At 65.1% G+C, this 17,627-nt stretch carries 19 protein-coding genes and 1 tRNA gene; 9 read left to right on the forward strand and 11 right to left on the reverse strand.

What is annotated here, in order from left to right; genetic code table 11:
• Nucleotides 1-175 precede the first annotated feature (175 nt).
• Nucleotides 176-922: a GNAT family N-acetyltransferase gene (locus RGUI_RS03105; RefSeq protein WP_081531713.1), complete on the reverse strand. Its 747-nt coding sequence runs from the start codon at nt 920-922 to the stop codon at nt 176-178.
• 106 nt (nt 923-1,028) lie between these two features.
• On the opposite strand from RGUI_RS03105, the gene msrB reads away from it, so the two are divergent.
• On the forward strand, nt 1,029-1,433 hold the full coding sequence (gene msrB / locus RGUI_RS03110; protein WP_081531714.1) for a peptide-methionine (R)-S-oxide reductase MsrB: 405 nt from the start codon (nt 1,029-1,031) through the stop codon (nt 1,431-1,433).
• On the opposite strand, the gene RGUI_RS03115 is transcribed toward msrB, so the two are convergent.
• Entirely contained in the window at nt 1,430-1,891 is a 462-nt protein-coding gene (locus tag RGUI_RS03115; RefSeq protein ID WP_081531715.1) for an outer membrane protein assembly factor BamE, read from the reverse strand. The genes msrB and RGUI_RS03115 overlap by 4 nt on opposite strands.
• Before the next feature lie 88 nt (nt 1,892-1,979).
• On the opposite strand from RGUI_RS03115, the gene RGUI_RS03120 reads away from it, so the two are divergent.
• From RGUI_RS03120 to RGUI_RS03155, 8 genes are all read left to right on the forward strand, one after another.
• The gene (locus RGUI_RS03120) at nt 1,980-2,519 is read left to right on the forward strand and encodes a DUF177 domain-containing protein (RefSeq protein ID WP_156882847.1); all 540 of its coding nucleotides are present in this window, start codon (nt 1,980-1,982) and stop codon (nt 2,517-2,519) included.
• A gap of 160 nt (nt 2,520-2,679) precedes the next feature.
• Nucleotides 2,680-2,889, forward strand: coding sequence for a 50S ribosomal protein L32 (gene rpmF, locus RGUI_RS03125; RefSeq protein WP_081531716.1), 210 nt, complete (start codon nt 2,680-2,682; stop codon nt 2,887-2,889).
• A 27-nt stretch (nt 2,890-2,916) separates the two neighbouring features.
• On the forward strand, nt 2,917-4,011 hold the full coding sequence (gene plsX, locus RGUI_RS03130) for a phosphate acyltransferase PlsX (protein ID WP_081531717.1): 1,095 nt from the start codon (nt 2,917-2,919) through the stop codon (nt 4,009-4,011).
• A gap of 8 nt (nt 4,012-4,019) precedes the next feature.
• Entirely contained in the window at nt 4,020-4,991 is a 972-nt protein-coding gene (locus RGUI_RS03135) for a beta-ketoacyl-ACP synthase III (protein ID WP_081531718.1), read from the forward strand.
• Between the two features lie 107 nt (nt 4,992-5,098).
• The gene (ihfA, locus tag RGUI_RS03140; protein WP_081531719.1) at nt 5,099-5,410 is read left to right on the forward strand and encodes an integration host factor subunit alpha; all 312 of its coding nucleotides are present in this window, start codon (nt 5,099-5,101) and stop codon (nt 5,408-5,410) included.
• A 6-nt stretch (nt 5,411-5,416) separates the two neighbouring features.
• A complete protein-coding gene (locus RGUI_RS22015) occupies nt 5,417-6,808 on the forward strand; it encodes a MerR family transcriptional regulator (protein WP_253798822.1) in 1,392 nt (463 codons plus the stop codon).
• 54 nt (nt 6,809-6,862) lie between these two features.
• Nucleotides 6,863-6,939, forward strand: a tRNA-Pro gene (locus RGUI_RS03150).
• 74 nt (nt 6,940-7,013) lie between these two features.
• A complete protein-coding gene (locus tag RGUI_RS03155) occupies nt 7,014-8,099 on the forward strand; it encodes a 2'-deoxycytidine 5'-triphosphate deaminase (RefSeq protein WP_081531720.1) in 1,086 nt (361 codons plus the stop codon).
• A gap of 79 nt (nt 8,100-8,178) precedes the next feature.
• Here the strand turns inward: RGUI_RS03155 and RGUI_RS03160 are convergent, their stop codons facing one another.
• The 9 genes from RGUI_RS03160 to RGUI_RS03200 all read right to left on the reverse strand — a co-directional run bounded on the left by RGUI_RS03160 (nt 8,179) and on the right by RGUI_RS03200 (nt 17,555).
• Complete coding sequence (locus RGUI_RS03160; protein ID WP_081531721.1) at nt 8,179-8,826, reverse strand: VPLPA-CTERM sorting domain-containing protein; 648 nt, start codon at nt 8,824-8,826, stop codon at nt 8,179-8,181.
• 234 nt (nt 8,827-9,060) lie between these two features.
• Nucleotides 9,061-9,312 carry a hypothetical protein gene (locus RGUI_RS03165; protein WP_081531722.1) on the reverse strand — a complete coding sequence of 84 codons (252 nt, stop codon included), beginning with the start codon at nt 9,310-9,312 and terminating at the stop codon, nt 9,061-9,063.
• A 12-nt stretch (nt 9,313-9,324) separates the two neighbouring features.
• Complete coding sequence (scpB, locus tag RGUI_RS03170; RefSeq protein WP_081531723.1) at nt 9,325-9,966, reverse strand: SMC-Scp complex subunit ScpB; 642 nt, start codon at nt 9,964-9,966, stop codon at nt 9,325-9,327.
• Nucleotides 9,966-10,766, reverse strand: coding sequence for a ScpA family protein (locus RGUI_RS03175; protein WP_081531724.1), 801 nt, complete (start codon nt 10,764-10,766; stop codon nt 9,966-9,968). The genes scpB and RGUI_RS03175 overlap by 1 nt, the downstream gene beginning before the upstream one ends.
• Nucleotides 10,759-11,775 (reverse strand): beta-N-acetylhexosaminidase, encoded by a 1,017-nt coding sequence (nagZ, locus tag RGUI_RS03180; protein WP_156882848.1) that lies wholly within the window; start codon nt 11,773-11,775, stop codon nt 10,759-10,761. The genes RGUI_RS03175 and nagZ overlap by 8 nt, the downstream gene beginning before the upstream one ends.
• Nucleotides 11,772-12,701: an SPOR domain-containing protein gene (locus tag RGUI_RS03185; RefSeq protein WP_081535947.1), complete on the reverse strand. Its 930-nt coding sequence runs from the start codon at nt 12,699-12,701 to the stop codon at nt 11,772-11,774. The genes nagZ and RGUI_RS03185 overlap by 4 nt, the downstream gene beginning before the upstream one ends.
• Nucleotides 12,702-12,783: 82 nt before the next feature.
• Complete coding sequence (argS, locus tag RGUI_RS03190; protein WP_081535948.1) at nt 12,784-14,529, reverse strand: arginine--tRNA ligase; 1,746 nt, start codon at nt 14,527-14,529, stop codon at nt 12,784-12,786.
• A 48-nt stretch (nt 14,530-14,577) separates the two neighbouring features.
• On the reverse strand, nt 14,578-16,401 hold the full coding sequence (locus RGUI_RS03195; RefSeq protein WP_081531726.1) for a sodium:proton antiporter: 1,824 nt from the start codon (nt 16,399-16,401) through the stop codon (nt 14,578-14,580).
• Nucleotides 16,398-17,555, reverse strand: coding sequence for a deoxyguanosinetriphosphate triphosphohydrolase (locus tag RGUI_RS03200; protein ID WP_081531727.1), 1,158 nt, complete (start codon nt 17,553-17,555; stop codon nt 16,398-16,400). Before RGUI_RS03200 ends, RGUI_RS03195 begins: the two co-directional genes overlap by 4 nt.
• Nucleotides 17,556-17,627: the final 72 nt, after the last annotated feature.

Genomic DNA, 17,627 nt, shown 5'->3' on the forward strand with positions numbered 1-17,627 from the left:
GCGGAAACCGACTCAACCGACAACCGCAGCGGGAAATTATTCTCAGACCCACTCCAAATCAATAATGCGGTCCGTGAATATCGGCCGCGTGGCGCCGGCGCATCACCGCCCGGGGTCCGCCGACAAAGCCACCATGCGGACGGTTTTCCGGCGCCTGCGTGCGTGGCGGGCCCGGTCAGCTTCCGGCGGCGCGCAACAGCCGTTTTCGCGCGGGCGGGATCGCGCGGATTTCCAGCCCGGTGAAGACATGCAGCGTGTTGAGGTCCCGGTCGACCACCGCATGGTCCGACACCCAGCCCCCCATCACCAGGTAACTGCGCAGAAGCGGCGGCATGCCCAGCATCGCGCGCTTGGCATCGGGTTTGCCCAGCCTCAGGTTCTGGGCAAAGCGGAACACGTTCGGCGCCTTGACCCGCGGCAGCCAGCGTTTGGGCGCAAGATGGCGCTCTTTCAGCAGGGCGAAGGCATCCATATAGGCCTCTGCCTCCGTCCCTTTGAAGGAGGAGCAGCCAAACAGCATCTCCACCCCCTCTTCATCGACGAATCGGGTCATCGCGCCCCAGGCCACCCGCAGGATGTCGGGGTCCTTGCAGTCGGGATGGATACAGAACCGACCCATCTCGACCATCGGACCATCGAAGGACGCCAGGCCCGACAGTTCGTAATATTGCGCGGAATAGCTTTGCCCGATCTCGGACCCGCCCTTCAGCGGCAACAGGCGGAAACAGCAGACAAGCCGACCAGTCCGCGTTTCCTCGACAAGGACGTGACGGCACATTGCGTCATAGGCATCGGCGTCAAGCCCGCCGGGCTGGGTCTCGGTCGCGCGGAATGTGAGATAGCGCAAGCGCTGGGCGGCTTCGACGTCGTCCGGGGTTTCGGCAAGACGGGCCGCGTACCGGCCCTTGCGTAGTGACAACATTGTAACCGCTCCACGACTGGCGGGCCGTGACAGCCCGCCTAGATATCCATCCGGGCGCGTTATCACACAAGACATGACAATTGTTTGACGGCAGAAGCGAGACGAAATGACCCAGAAGACTGCGAAATCCGATGCCGAGTGGCGAGAGGAACTTTCCGACCTCGCCTACAAGGTGACACGCAAGCACGGGACCGAGCGGCCCTTCACCCATGACGATTTTCCGAAAGGTCCGGGCACATACCGCTGTGTCTGCTGCGGTGCGTCCTTGTTCGACCAGAAGGACAAGTTCGACAGCGGGACGGGGTGGCCCAGCTTCACCCGACCCGTTTCCGACAAGGCCGTGGGCGAACAGACCGACCGCAGCCTGTTCATGACCCGGACCGAGGTGCATTGCAGCGCCTGCGCGGCGCATCTGGGCCACGTGTTCCCCGACGGACCGAAGCCGACCGGCCTGCGCTACTGCATCAACGGTGTCGCGTTAAGCTTCGACAAGGCCGACGGGGCGGATTAATTGGCCGTGAACTGTTCCGGCGTGACCTGTCCGATATTGCCCAGAAGCTGGCGCAGGAACGAGATGCCCTGAATGTTGGATTCGGTCACCCGGCGGTTCAGGGCGATCACGCGTCCGTCTTCCAGCCCGAACCGTTCGATATTGGCGACGGTCCCGTTGCGGTCAAAGGAAATCGCCACGACCTGCCGGTCGGTGATTTCCGGCGCGCGGTATCCGATCGTCCGCCACCGGCTTTCGACATAGTACCAGGCATTGTCCCGCATCACGCCGCTGACGGTGGGGGAGCCGACCACATCGGCGACCGTGTCGCGCGTATCGACGCCGACGACGATCTCTTCCAGATCGGCCTCTGTCGGCGCGTAGCCGTGGTTGCGTATGATCGGCGTACAGGCCGAGAGGGTCACGGAAACCACCGCGACACATACAAGTCCAGCGACACCTGCCCGGGGCCTTCCCATGCAAACCTCTTGTCTTGGGGGCCTAAGCCACCTAATCCGCTTACAGAATGAAAGCCTCCGGTTCAAGAATGGAAGGCCATCCGCAGACATGCCGGAAATCACCGATACCAAAATACGACTGGCCCGGCTGAGCGAACGCGCGCCAACCCGCTTCCGCATCGTCCCCGATGCGGAAAGTTGCGCCGAAATCGCCGAACGGCTGGGCCTGTCGGCCCTGCGCAAGCTGCGCCTCGAAGGGGAACTGGTGCCCGAAGGTCGCGCCGACTGGCGTCTGGCCGCGCATCTGGGCGCCACGGTCGTACAGCCCTGCGTGGTGACACTCGCCCCCGTGACCACACGGATCGAAACCGATGTGACGCGGGTCTTTCGCGCGCGCATGCCCGATCTTCCGTCGGGCGATGAGATCGCGATGCCCGAAGACGACACCGAGGAGCCGCTGCCCGATGTCCTCGACCTGTCAGCGCTGCTTGAGGAGGTGTTGGCGCTTGCGCTTCCGCTCTACCCGCGTGCCGAAGATGCCGAACTGGGAGAGGCCGTCTATGCCCCGCCCGGCGCGAAGGCGCTGCGCGATGCCGATGTGAAACCATTCGCCGCGCTGGCCGATCTGAAGAAGAAGCTCGACGGTTAGGACAAGGCGAGAAAACACTTGCGCCCTGCAAGAATCGCAGTATGTTCCCGGCCTCGCTTGCTTGATGGGTAGGACGCCGCGCCGCGGGCGCCTTTGTGGCGCGTTTCCCCAATAAATGAATGACCGGGGCCCCGCGCCCCCGAAACACCGAGGTTGAGACATGGCTGTCCCTCAGAATAAAGTTACGCGTTCGCGCCGCAACAACCGCCGTTCGCACGATGCGCTGGTGCCGGGCAACCCGGCCGAATGCTCCAACTGCGGCGAACTGAAACGCCCGCACCACGTCTGCGCGGCCTGTGGCCATTACGACGACCGTGAGGTCGTGGCCCAGACGGAAGAGTTCGACCTGGACGAAGACGACGCGGCCTAAGCCGAAACGGCGGGCGCGCGTTTTCAGATGACTGTCGAACAGAGCTCAAAGCTGCGCGCCGTCACGCAGACCGTGATTTCGGTCGATGCGATGGGCGGCGACCGCGGCCCGTCTGCTGTCGTGGCCGGAATCGCCAAATCGGCGGCAAAGAATCCTGAACTTCGGTTCATCCTGCACGGGCAGCACGACGTGCTGGACCGGCTGGTTGCCAAGCGCAAGGTCCTGAAGGGCCGCGTGGACATCCGCGACGCGACCGGCGTCGTCACGATGGATGCAAAGCCCAGCCACGTGATGCGGCATGGCAAGGACACCTCGATGTGGTCCGCCATCAACAGCGTGCGCGAGGGCGAGGCGACGGTTTGCGTCTCTTGTGGGAACACCGGGGCGCTGATGGCGCTGTCCATCGTTCGGCTGCGCAAGCTGCCCGGCGTCAATCGCCCGGCCATTGCCTGTCTCTGGCCGTCGCGAAACGCCCATGGCTTCAACGTGATGCTGGATGTCGGCGCCGATGTGCGCGCGGACGAAAACGACCTCCTGCAATATGCGCTGATGGGGACGTCCTATGCCCGCAACGGGTTGGGGCTCGAATGCCCCCGGATCGGCCTCCTCAATGTCGGTACGGAAGAGAACAAGGGCCGCGCCGAACTGAAGGCCGCCCATGATCTGATCGCCGACTGCGCCGACAAGGCCAATTACGAATTCATCGGCTTTGTCGAGGGCGGCGATATTCCCAGCGCCCATGTCGATGTCATCGTCACCGACGGCTTTACCGGCAACGTCGCCCTGAAAACCGCAGAGGGCACCGCGCGCCTTGTCGGCGATGTCCTGAAGGATTCGTTCAAGGCGACGCCGCTGTCGCGCGTTGCCGCGCTCCTCGCCTACACGTCGCTGCGGCGCCTGAAGAAACGCATCGACCCGCGGCGGGTGAATGGTGGCGTCTTCCTTGGCCTGAACGGCACGGTGGTCAAGTCGCATGGCTCTTCCGACGCGACAGGTGTATCGGCGGCTGTCAAGCTGGCCTTCGATCTTGCGAGATCGGGGTTCACGGACCGGCTGGCGGCGCGGGTTGCATCCGCGAAATGCCCGGTTCAGAATGATTACAAAGACGTGGCCGAGGGGTAGGGTGTCGCATGGGTATGAGGGCCATTGTCAGGGGCGTCGGGCATTATCTGCCTGAAAAGGTTGTCGAAAACGCCGAATTCGAGAAAACGCTGGATACGTCGGACGAGTGGATCAGGAGCCGCTCGGGGATCGAGCGGCGGTGCCTTGCGGCCGAGGGGCAGACCACGTCGGATCTGGCAATCCGGGCCGGCCGCGCCGCGCTTGAAAATGCCGGCCTGACGGCGGACGACATCGACGCCATCGTCATGGCGACATCGACCGCCGATCTGACCTTCCCGGCCGCCGCGACCATGGTTCAGGCCGGCCTTGGCATGACCCGGGGCTTTGCGTTCGACGTTCAGGCGGTGTGCGCGGGGTTCATATTCGCGCTCGCCAATGCCAATGCGCTGATTTCCACGGGTCAGGCCCGCCGCGTGATGGTCATCGGCGCGGAAACCTTCAGCCGCCTGATGGACTGGGAAGATCGGTCGACCTGCGTTCTGTTCGGCGACGGCGCCGGCGCGCTGATCCTTGAGGCCGGCGAAGGCGCCGGCACCGCCGCAGACCGCGGCATCCTTTCGGTCGACCTGAATTCCGACGGTCGGCACAAGGATATCCTGTATGTGGACGGCGGTGTGTCAACGGGCCGCACCGGCCATCTGCGCATGGCCGGCAAGGAAGTCTTTCGCCACGCGGTCGAAAAGCTGTCGGACACGGCCCATGCCGCGCTAGAAAAGGCGGGGCTCACCGGCGAGGATGTCGACTGGCTGGTGCCGCATCAGGCGAACCTGCGGATCATCAAGGCCACCGCCCAACGGCTGCAACTGCCGATGGAACGGGTGATCGTGACGGTTCAGGATCATGGCAACACCTCTGCGGCGTCGATTCCGCTGGCGCTTTCGGTTGGCAGCGCCGAGGGCAAGATCCAGCCCGGCGATGTCGTGGTGACCGAGGCGATCGGCGGCGGCCTGGCCTGGGGCTCGGTCGTTCTGCGCTGGTAAGGCGCCGCGCGAACTCCCGACCTCAAGCCGTTGAGATTGACTCGGAAATTCTTTTCTTCCTAAGGTTTTGAATATTAAGGGTGGCGCGAGTCGGGGAGGAAACGGCCATGTCGGGACAAACGCTTACACGCATGGATTTGACCGAGGCGGTGTTTCGCGAGGTGGGCCTGTCCCGCAATGAGTCGGCTGAGCTGGTCGAAAGCGTGCTTCAGCACATGTCCGATGCCCTGATCCGCGGAGAGTCCGTCAAGATTTCATCCTTCGGAACCTTCTCCGTCCGGGAAAAGGCCGCGCGTGTCGGCCGCAATCCGAAAACCGGCGAAGAGGTCCCGATTTCCCCCCGCCGCGTTCTGACGTTCCGCCCATCGCACCTGATGAAGGATCGCGTGGCCGCGGGGAATGCGGGAAGAAAGGCGTAAGTTCCATTGACGACCGATAAATCGCCCGACGCGTTTCGCACGATCAGCGAGGTATCGGCGTGGCTGGGGACTCCCGCTCATGTGTTGCGCTTCTGGGAAAGCAAGTTTTCCCAGATCAAGCCGGTCAAGCGCGCAGGCGGGCGGCGTTATTACCGCCCTGCCGACATGCTGCTTCTGGGCGGGATCAAGAAGCTTCTGCATGAAGACGGGCTGACGATCCGCGGCGTTCAGAAGATCCTGCGCGAACAGGGCGTCAAGGCCGTGGCCGCGCTGTCCCCCGCGGTGGAGGAAGGCTTTGTCATCGACATGCTGGATGACGAGGCGGACACGCCCCCCCTTGTCCCGGACACCGGGGAGTCGGGGCCAGACATCGCGACATTCCATCACGAGGACACTCTGCCCACGCCAGAGCCCCCTGCCCCGCAATCGTTCGATGCGGACGAGGCTGCCCCCGACCTCGGCAGCCGTCCTTCCGAACCGGCGCAGCCCGAGGCGGTAGACCCCGACGCGGACGAGCGGCGCGATGAATTGCCGCCGGTGGATTATCTGGAGACCGCCCGCGAAAATCAGGACGAGGCGGGGCCGGACGACATCGTCACGGGTCTTGGCGGGGGGCACCCCGAAACCTCCACCACCCGCGCAGAACAGGCCGCCGAACCCGCCGCCACCGCGCCCCCGGTCGAGGAACCGCCGGAACCGGCCCCTGCCCCAGAAAGCCCCACAGCGGCGGCCGAGCCATCGGAAGAACCCGAAGCAGAGGAAGAGCAATACAACCTGCTGCTGGAGGAGACCGAACCGGAGGACGCCGCTCTCCCCGACCAAGTCGCGGTTGAACAGGACGAAGAACCGGCGGAAGCGGAGATGGCTGGTTCGGCAACCCCCACCCTCGACGCGGAGGATGACGGCGCCGAGGCGCCCGGCCGGGCCGACGAGCTTCAGTCGGCCCTGGTTGCCGAGACCGACATGCCGGACGCCGAGGCCGAGGATGACGAGGCCGCCGCCCCTGCCCCGGACGAAAGCGGCACGGGCATGTTTTTCCACCGCACCGAGGGGGCGGAGGGCGACACGCCGTCCGAAGCCGCCGCAGCCGAGCCTGAGGAAGCGATCCCCCCACAGGAACCCGCCACCGACGGACGGCCCGAACCGGAACCGGAGCCATCCGAGGAGCCGGAGCCGGCCACGGAACCCGAACCGTTGGGCGCGGATATCCCGATCGAGGATCCGGCCGACGACGATCCGGCCTTTGTTCCCGATGCGCCGCCCCTTCGTTCGCTCGTGGCCCGGCCCGCGCTCGGCACGGCGCTCTCGGCCGATCCCGAACGTGCGCAGGCCGTGATGGCGCAGCTTCAGGCACTGGCTGCACGGATGGAAACCGGCGCCGGATCAAAGGCCGAATAAGGGGTGTTTTGACGCTTGCCCCTGCGCGCAAACATGGTATGAAACGCCCCACGTCGGGCTATGGCGCAGTCTGGTAGCGCGTCCGTCTGGGGGACGGAAGGTCGTAGGTTCAAGTCCTGCTAGCCCGACCAACATCACAACCGCCCGCGCGCCAACCGGCCGCGGGCGGTCGTGTATCTGGCCCGGGCGCAAGAAGGGAACTGCGATGACCGGCACCGGCGTGCTGCCAGCCCAGACCATTCGCGAGCTTGTCCAATCCGGGGCCATCGGGATCGAGGCCCCCTTGGCCGAGGGCCAGATTCAGCCCGCCTCGCTCGACCTGCGGCTGGGATCGGTGGCCTATCGGGTCCGTGCCTCGTTCCTGCCGGGCCGGGGCCGCACCGTGCACGACCGGCTGGCCGATCTGGAAATGCATCGAATCGACCTGTCCGGTGGGGCCGTTCTTGAAAAGGGCTGCGTCTATGTCGTGCCGCTGATGGAGCGACTGGCGCTGCCCGACGATATCCAGGCCGTCGCCAATGCCAAAAGCTCTACCGGGCGGCTCGACCTTCTGACCCGCGCGATCACCGATGAAGGGGTAGAATTCGACCGGATCCGGCCGGGCTATGACGGCCCGCTATATGCCGAGATCTGCCCGCGCTCCTTCTCGGTCCTTGTCCGTCCGGGTCAGAGATTGAACCAGATCCGGTTCCGCCGCGGCCAGGCCGTCCTTTCAGATACCGCATTGCAGGATCTGCACGACAGGGTCGGCCTCGTCACCGGGGGACCGGCCGTGATCTCTCAGGGGCTCGGTTTTTCGGTCGATCTCAAACCCTCTGGCAGTGATCTGGTCGGCTATCGGGCCAAGCCGCATTCCGGCGTGATCGATCTGGACGGCATCGGCCGCCACGACCCCGCCGATTTCTGGGAAGAACTGCACACCGACCGCGGCCAGATCATCCTGGACCCCGGCGCCTTCTACATCCTCGTCAGCCGCGAGGCCGTGCATATCCCCCCCGACCATGCCGCCGAAATGGCCCCCTATCTGGCGATGGTAGGGGAATTCCGGGTGCATTACGCAGGCTTCTTCGACCCCGGCTTCGGCCATGACGCGGCGGGCGGCACAGGCTCCCGCGGGGTGCTGGAGGTCCGCTGCCACGAAGCGCCCTTCGTGCTCGAACACGGGCAGGTGGTGGGACGGCTGGTCTATGAACGCATGGCGGCCCGGCCGGAAACGCTCTACGGGCAAGGGATCGCATCGAATTATCAGGGCCAAGGGCTGAAGCTGTCGAAGCACTTCCGCGCGGGCTGACCGGTCTTCGGTTTGAGCGACAGCAGAAGGCCGCGCCCGACGGACGCGGCCCGTTGATCTCACAGGCCCCGATGGCGCCTCAGACCGCCTTGCGGCGCAGCGCGATAAGACCACCGATCCCCGCAACGAGAAGCGGCAGGGAGGCCGGGACCGGCACGTCAGCCGATACTTCGGTCAGGGTGATACCGTCGATCTGCAAGTACGATCTGGAACCGGTGGCGAGGACGAAACCGATATCGTGAGACGTTGCGGTCGCAACGAAGTTCACTGATTCATCGTACCAGCTGCTCCCGACACTGTGCAACGCACCGGTACCAATACCCACGCCGTCAAGCAGGGCCTCTATCCCGTTGTCGCCGTCATAGAGCGGCGAGGAAAACCCGAAATTCGCCGTTTCCCAACCAAGGGTATAAGCCTGCCCCACGATCAGGTCGGTAACGGTCTGGTAAAACGATTCTATGAAATTCCCTGCGTCATCGCGAGCAATACCGACCCAGGTTCCGCCGTCTGACGAGTTCGTCGCCGCGACGGCGTAGTTCGTTCCCAGAAAACCGGCGGCCGCGTCAATCTGGTTCGTATCCGGAGATCCCAAGCCGATCGTCCATCCGGACGGCACGCCGTTGTTTGCAAGTGAACCGCTGAGGGACCCGTTCGTCAGCGTTGCGGCAGAAACCTGCCCCGCCACCAGCGCCAGTGCGCCGACAGTCGTCAATATCACAGTTTTCATGTTCTTCCCCAATTAAGCAATAAGTGTCGCCAGATGCATCCCCAACAACAGGTGAAAAGCTAACACAGAACAACTCGACTTCAATTGATCCTTTCACGCTGCCGCCAGAGCAGCAGCGCGTTCATACATGGAAAGTACGGAATTCGTTGGAAGAAAGCGGGTAGCGCGATTGCCATCAGATCGCATTCTGGCGTCAAGCGGATCGCCCTGCCAACCGCGATAAGCTCCACAATATCAGGGTCGTCCCCGAAGCGCCGGCTTGATTTTTCGGGCCACCTTGACCGCCTGTCGCGTGCGCTTGACCGCCGTCTTCGCGCGCGCCTCGACCTTCGCGGGGTCTTCACCCTCTGGCGTCATATGGCGGGCATATTCGCGGGTCGCGATGTCAAGGCCCACCTCGATACCCTTGTGGGCTGCCTTGTGTGCCAGACGGCCGGCGGCGAATTTCAGGCCCAGAACGACCAGATGCGGGGGAAGAACGATCATTGCCTTGGTCCCTCAGCTTTCGTCCTCGAACATTTCGCCCTGCCCGTCCTCGTCGGTTTCGTCCCGGTCGGGGCCGGGCATCGGGCGGCTGTCCAGCAATCCGGCGGCGCGCAACTCCTTCAGGCCCGGCAGGTCGCGGGCGCTTTCCAGCCCGAAATGGTCAAGAAACTCCTCGGTGACAATATAGGTCACCGGGCGGCCCGGTGTCATCCGTCTTCGGCCAAAGCGGATCCATTCCAGTTCCAGCAGTTGATCGATCGTGCCCCGGCTGACGCTGACACCGCGGATTTCCTCGATCTCGGCCCGGGTCACGGGCTGGTGGTAGGCGATGATCGCCAGCGTCTCGATCGCCGCACGGGAGAGCTTGCGAAACTCCACCGTTTCCTTCTGCATCAGGTAGCCAAGATCCGGCGCGGTCCGGAACGCCCAAAAGTCCCCGACCCGGACCAGACGCACCCCCCGCCCCTCGTATCGGCGGGCAAGATGCGCCAAGGCCTCGGCCGCGTCGCAGCCATGGGGCATACGGGCGTTCAGATCAGCCACACGCAACGGGTCGGCGCTGGCAAACAGGATCGCCTCGACCATGCGTTCCTGCTCCGCCATCGGCGGAGCCTCGAAAAGGCTCTCCTCCTGTTCCGGGGGAAGGTCGGACATCAGCGGGTTTTCCGGCGAATCTGGATGGGCGCGAAGGTATCCCCTTGGCGTAGCTCAAGCATGCCCTGCTTGACCAGTTCCAGCGAGGCCGCGAAATGGGCGGCGGTGGCGGCGCGGCGGCGGGTGGGGTCAACCTCCCACCCTTCGGGCAGCCATGACGACAGGTCCACCCATTCGCCCGCATAACCCAAAAGCCCGCGCATCCGCTCCAGCGCCTCTTCCATCGTGTAGACCGTGTCGCGGTCAAGGATATAGGGGCGGAAGTCGTCCTTTGTGCGAATACGGGCATAGGCCTGCATCAGGTCCAGCAGCGTGGCGGTATAGCTGACCCTGCGAATGCGCGTCACGTCTTCGGGGATGCCGCGCACGAAGAAATCCCGCCCCTTCCGATCGCGCCCCATCAGCCGGGCCGCGGCGGCGCGCATCGCCTCCAGCCGTTCAAGCTGAAACGCCAGATGGGCGGCCAGTTCCTCCCCCGTCGGCCCCTCATCAGTCGGATCGGGGGGAAGCAAAAGCCGCGATTTCAGGAAGGCAAGCCACGCCGCCATGACAAGATAATCGGCGGCGAGTTCGATGCGCAGCGCCTTGGCTTTCTCGATGAAGACAAGGTACTGCTCGGCCAGTTGCAGGACAGAGACGCGCCGCAGGTCGACCTTTTGCGTCCGCGCAAGCGTCAGCAACATGTCCAGCGGCCCTTCGAACCCCTCGACATCGACGATCAGCGCCTCCGCCGCCAACCGGTCGGCCACAACATCGCGCGGCGGCCCCTCGTCGAAGCGGTCGTCCCCGGCCTCAGCCATCGCGACCCCGATCCATCAGGCGCTGCAACTCTGCCATGATGCCCGGAATGTCGGCCGGTTCCGCCGGGCGGCGCCGGGCCAGCGCCCGGCCCAGACGCGCCGAGGCGCTGCGCGACAAGGTTCCGCAAGCGTCGGCCACGATGGTCATCTCTTCGAAATTGCCGTTGCAATGCAGGACGGCGTCGCATCCGGCCGCCAGGCTGGCCTTGCAGCGGCTGGGAAGATCGCCGGACAGGGCCTCCATCGAGATATCGTCGGTCATCAGGAACCCGCCAAAGCCGATATCGTTGCGGATCAGCGAAATCGCCGTGTGCGAGGTGGTGACCGGGTTGTCCGGATCGATCGCGTCAAAGACGATATGGGCGGTCATCCCGAAGGGCAGGTTCGACAACGACTGGAAGGGCACGAAATCGGTCGATTGCAGCGCCGTCCAGGACGCATTGACCCGCGGCAGTTCCAGATGGCTGTCGACCAGCCCGCGACCGTGGCCGGGGATGTGTTTCAACACCGGCAGAACGCCGCCCCGGCGCAGCCCTTCGACGGTTGCGCGCGAGATCGCCGTGACGACATGAGGCGTGGTGCCATAGCAGCGGTCCAGAAGCACCTCATGCGTTTCGGCGCGGGCGATGTCGGCGACGGGCACGCAGTTGACGTCGATCCCGACCCAGTTGAGTTCCCACGCGATCAGCCGCGCGCGCAGCATCATGGAGCGGGAGGCAAGTTCCCGCCCCACGGCCTCGATCTGCTCGGCAGCGGGCAGCCAGGATTCCCAATGCGGCGGGCGCAGGCGCTGAACCCGACCGCCCTCCTGGTCGATCAGGATCGGCACATTACGCCCCACGACCATCCGCAGTTCCGATGTCAGCGACCGCAGCTGGTCGGGTTCGACCACGTTGCGGGCGAACAGGATGAACCCCACCGGGTTCACCTCGGCGAAGAACTCCCGCTCCTCATCGGTCAGTTCGGGCCCGGAGCAGCCCAGAATGCATGCCCCGACGCCCTTTCTCACCGGGCCACCACGGGAATGCAATCCGCGCCCTCGGCGGTCAGCGCGGCACAGAACCGACGGGCGTCGTCAAGGTTTTCGAACCCCGCGGCGCGCAGCCGATAGAACACCTGATCCCCGCTGCCCGCCTGCTGCACGACGCGCGACTTGGTCTCGAAAAATGCCGCAAAGCGCGACCGTCCGGCCAGCCTGTCCCATCCGGCGCGGGCGTCCTCGGTCGAGTTGAAGGCCCCCAGTTGCACCAGCGCGGTTCCGGCGATCACCTCTGCCGCGGGTAACTCACCCGAGACGCGCGGCTGGGCCAGCGCAGCCGTCGCCGCGGCAATCGCGGCGCGGGCGGCCAGATCGGTATCGGGCCGCGGTTGGGGCCGCGGCGAAACGCGCAGCGCACCGGGCGGCAGGTCCAGGACCTCTTCGCCCAAGACCTCTTCGCCGGTCAGGGGGGCCTGTTCCATATCAGCGCCCAGGGGCAGTTCGTCGGAGATATCGATCAGCGCGATGTCAGCAAGAGGCGCGTCCGGTTCCGGCACCGCGCCGGTCACCGCGCGAAGGTCCGTCCCCCGCCCGCGCGGGAACGCTGCCTGCGGCAGGTCTTCGTCGGCCAGTGACACCGGTTGCGGTGCAAGCCGCAGCGTATCGGGCGGCGGGGCGGCCTCGCCCTCTGCCGCGACGCGGTTGACCGCCAACCCCTGATGCTGGGCCAGTTGTCCGCCGGGATTGTCGGGTGCCACGCGCATCGGCCCTTCCAGCGCAACCACCACCGGCACGCCGGACACGTCCCGCACCATGATCTGGATGCCCCAGTTCACCAGCCCCGCCACCAGCGCAAGGGAAGCAACGCCCCCCGCCCAGTTCAACACCGTCTTGATCGGTGGGAAAGAGGCACTGCCCCCGAACCCGCCGACCGAATTGAAATCCATATCTGCCATTGCCGCCTCATCGCCCGGCAACATATGCGTCACGCGGGTCGGTTCTTGCCTGTCTCACACACCGCCCGGACGCGCCTTGTGGTCAGCGCATTTCCTCAAGCGGCTTGACGCCAAGAATACCCAAGCCCGCCGAAATCACAACGGCGACGGAACGGGCCAGCGCGATTTTGGATTGGCTTGTGGCAGGATCGCCCTCTTGCAGGAAGCGCACCTCGGGCACCTCGTTGCCACGGTTCCAGAGCGCGTGGAGGTCCGACGCCAGTTCGTACAGGTAGAACGCAACCCGGTGCGGTTCATGGGTGCGCGCCGCGATCTCGACCAGACGGGGCCATTCGGCCAGCTTTTTGGCCACGGCCAGTTCCGCCTCATGCCCCAGTCTGGACAGGTCGGCGCCTGCCAGCGTCGCGTCATCCGCGGCAATCCCGGCCTCGGCCGCCTTGCGCAGGACGGAACAGACCCGGGCATGGGCATATTGGACATAGAAGACCGGGTTGTCCTTCGACTGCTCCAGCACCTTGTCGAAATCGAAATCCAAGGGCGCGTCGTTCTTGCGGGTCAGCATCACGAAGCGGGTCACATCCGGCCCCACCTGATCGACCACATCGCGCAGCGTCACGAAGGTGCCGGCGCGTTTCGACATCTTGAAGGGTTCGCCGTTCTTGTAGAGCTTCACCAGTTGGGTCAGCTTGATGTCAAGCGGCACCGTGCCATCCGACAGCGCCGATACCGCGGCCTTCATGCGCTTCACATACCCGCCGTGATCTGCACCGAACACATCAATAAGCTGGTCGAAGCCCCTGGAAATCTTGTCGAAATGGTACGCGATATCCGGGGCGAAATAGGTCCATGACCCGTCCGATTTCATGATCGGCCGGTCGACGTCGTCGCCGTGGTCGGTGGATTTGAAGAGGGTCTGTTCGCGCGGCTCCCAGTCCTCGGGCGTCTTGCCCTTGGGTGGTTCCAGCACGCCGACATAGATCAGCCCCTTGCCCCGCAGCGCGTCGATGGCAGCCTCGATCCGGCCGGTGCCGTACAGCGATTTCTCGCTGAAAAACTGATTCATCGTCACGCCAAGCGCGGCCAGATCGGCGCGGATCAGGTCCATCATCCGGTCGGTGGCGAAATCGCGGATCTCTGCCAGCCAGACATCCTCGGGCTGATCCACGAAGGCGTCGCCGACCTTGTCCTTCAGCGCCTGCCCGACCTCGATCAGATAGTCGCCGGGATAGGTGCCGTCCTCGAACGCGACCTCTTGGCCATGCGCCTCCAGATACCGCAGATAGACGGAGCGGGCGAGCACATCGACCTGCGCGCCCCCATCGTTGATATAATATTCGCGGGTGACGTCATGCCCGGAATAGGCCAGCAGGTTCGCCAGCGCATCGCCGAAAACCGCGCCTCGGGTGTGGCCGACATGCAACGGACCCGTGGGGTTGGCCGAGACATATTCGACATTGACCTTCTGCCCCTGCCCCAGACCGGAGCGGCCAAAGGCCGTGCCCCTACCCAGCACCTTGGCCACGACATCCCGCCAGACATCGGGCGAAAGCCGCAGGTTGATGAAACCGGGCCCGGCGACCTCGGCCAGATCGACGCGCGGATCGTCGGTCAGGCGCGCGGCCAGTTTCTCGGCGATATCGCGCGGCTTGGCCTTTGCGGGCTTGGCCAGCACCATCGCGGCATTGGTCGCCATATCCCCATGGGCAGGGTCGCGGGGCGGCTCCACGGCCACGTTGGCAGTATCCAGTCCCGCGGGCAGGTCGCCCGCCGCGGCCATCGCGTCGATGCTCTCGATCACCAGCGCGCGCAAGTCGTTAAAGAGGTTCATCTGCATCCCTTTCGGCTTGGCGGCGGTTTATCACCGGGCGTCCCGGCGTCAACCGGCGGCTTTCGCGGGCGCCTCCTCGGGCGGGACCATCGCAACCAGACGACTGCCGGCGGTATTGCGCGCCTCTTCCTCGTCCGAAATGACGCGGGGCACGCCGCCGGGGCCGATCTGCATCAGGATCACCGCCTCGGGGTTTTTCTCGCGCCACTGCTCAAGCGTGAATTCCTCGGACAGCTTCGTCGCGCGAAAGCCCCAGCCCTCGGTCATCAGGCGGTTGATTTCCCAATAGCCCTGCCCCTTGCCGATGGGTCGCCCGCCCAGTGTGGTCGGCAGGGCATGGCGGCTGCTCTCCTGCTTGGTCCGGCGCAGTTGGAAGACGTTTTCCCGCCCGAATTCCGGGGCGACATCGGTGGCAACCAGCGTGTTATAGGCGTCATTGTCGGTCGCGGCGATGACGGTGCCATAGCTGACGAGTTCAACGCTGTGCTCTGCCGCTTCTGACAGGATATCGCCGTAGAAGACCGGCACCCCCGCCTCGCGTGCGCCCCGCAGCCTGGCATGGTTCGGGTCGGCAATCAGAACCGGCACCTCGGCCTTTTTCAGCGCCTCGGCAAAACCGGTGGCCCAGCGGGAGCCCCCGACGAAAATCACCCCCGGCGTCGACGCCCCGGTCAGCCCCAGCCAGCGGGCCAGCGGCGTCAGCGTGAACCCATGAAGAACCACCGTCGCCGTCACCAGCGCAAAGGCCAGCGGTCCGATGCGTGCGCCGTCTTCCAGCCCCAGCGCCGTCAGCCGATCCCCGAAAAGTCCCGCCACCGCCACCAGCACCACGCCCCGCGGGCCGGTGAAGGCCACCAGCAGCCGTTCGCGCCACGGCACCGGCGAGAACAGAAGGGACACAAGAACGGTCAACGGCCGCACGATCACGATTGCGGCCAGAACGAACGCCGCCGACCGCCAGTCCAGCGTCGAAAGCGCCGCGAGGTTCATGTTCGCGGCCAGCAGGATGAACACGCCCGAGACCAGCAGGATCGTCGCATGTTCCTTGAACCGGCGAAGTTCGGTGTAGGACGGCAGATCGGCATTGGCGATCACGAGGCCCATCAACGTCACGGCCAGAAGACCGCTTTCATGCAGGACCGCATCGGACAGGGCAAACACGGCCAGCAGAACCGCGAACAGCACCGGCACCTTCATGAATTCGGGCACAAGCGCGCGGCGGAAGGCCGTCGACAACCCCCAGCCGACCAGCCCGCCCAGCAACAGGGCAAAGGCGATGCCGCCGGCAACCTCGGCCGCCGCAAGGCCGGGCGAAAAGTCGGACTCCATCACGATCAGGACCTGGAAGGCCAGCACCGCGGCCAGCGCACCGAAGGGGTCGTTGACGATGGCCTCCCAGTTCAACAGTTGCGCAGGGCGCCGGGCCAGCCGCGCCTGCCGCAGAAGGGGCGCGATCACCGTCGGGCCGGTCACGATCAGGATGCCGCCGAACACCCATGAACTGCCCCAGCCAAGCCCCGCGACGTAGTGCAACGCCACCGCCGACAGCAGCCAGCCCAGCGGCCCGCCGATCAGCACAAGCCGCCGCACGCCGGGCGCGGCGTCGCGCAGCGAATGCAGGTTCAACGACAACCCGCCCTCGAACAGGATGATCGCCACGGCGATGGACACCATCGGCCCCATCAGGGCCCCGATATCGCGCGCAGGGTCGAAAAGGCCCAGCAATGGCCCAACGATCAGCCCTGCAATCAGCATCAGCACGATGGCAGGCATCCTCAGCCGCCATGCCAGCCATTGCGCCCCAACGCCCAGCGCGCCCACCAGCGCAAATGCCATCACCGGGGCCAGCGCCCCTTCGGAACCCGTTGTCATCGTTCCCCCTGCCCTGCGCCGCCGATCAGGCGCGCATGTTCCGCCATCGCGAACCGGTCGGTCATGCCGGCGATATAGTCCGCGACGATCCGGGCAAGGGTAGTCTCATCTTTCGCGGCCTCCACATCCTCGCGCCATTTCTGCGGCAGAAGCGACGGATTCCCGAGGTAGAGCGGGAAAAGATCGCGGACGACCTGCGTCACCTCGGCCCGCACCTTCATGACCGAGGGGGCCCGATACATCCGGTGAAACAGGAAGGTCCGGAATTCGCGGATATCGGCGGCCAGCGCGTCGGGGAAACGCACCACGGGACGCCCCAGCGCGCGGATATCCTCGGCGCATTCGGCACCGGAGTCCGCCAGCGCTGCCTTGGCCAGGTCGATCACCTCTGCCACCATCACGCCGAACACCCGGCGCAAGGCTTCATGCCGCCGCCGCTTGGGGTCGAGACCGGGATAGGCCCGGTCGACCTCCGCATAGCAATCGCCGACGATGGGCAGGGTGGCCAGTTCGTCCTCGGTAAACAGCCCCGCGCGCAGACCGTCATGCAGGTCGTGGTTGTTATAGGCGATGTCGTCGGAAATCGCGGCCACCTGCGCCTCGGCGCTGGCATGGGTATGCAGTTCCAGATCGTGCACCGCGTTGTATTCGGCCAGCGCATAGGGCAACTCGCCCGTCACCGGCCCGTTATGCTTGGCGATGCCCTCCAGCGCCTCCCATGTCAGGTTCAGCCCGTCGAATTCGGCATAGTGGCGTTCCAGCCGGGTGACGATGCGGATGGCCTGCGCGTTGTGGTCGAACCCGCCATAGGGGGCCATCCGTTCCGACAGCGCGTCCTCCCCGGTATGGCCGAAGGGCGTGTGGCCAAGGTCATGGGCCAGTGCCACGGCCTCTGTCAGTTCGGCGTTCAGCCTTAGCGCGCCCGCGATGGTGCGGGCCACCTGCGCCACCTCGATCGAATGGGTCAGCCGGGTGCGGTAGCTGTCGCCCTCATGCACGACGAAAACCTGCGTCTTGTGCATCAACCGCCGGAAGGCAGAGGAATGAATGATCCTGTCCCGGTCACGCTGAAAGCACGATCGGAAGGCACTTTCGTCCTCGGGGTGCAATCTTCCGCGGCTTTTCGCGGGATCGCAGGCATAAGGGGCCAGCATGCGGGCCTCGTTGCTTGTTCCGTCCTGTTGGGGCCATATATTCACGGCAAATCGATAGAGACAGGGAAAACT

The sequence above is a fragment of the Rhodovulum sp. P5 genome, from assembly GCF_002079305.1.
Classification (GTDB): Bacteria; Pseudomonadota; Alphaproteobacteria; order Rhodobacterales; family Rhodobacteraceae; genus Rhodovulum.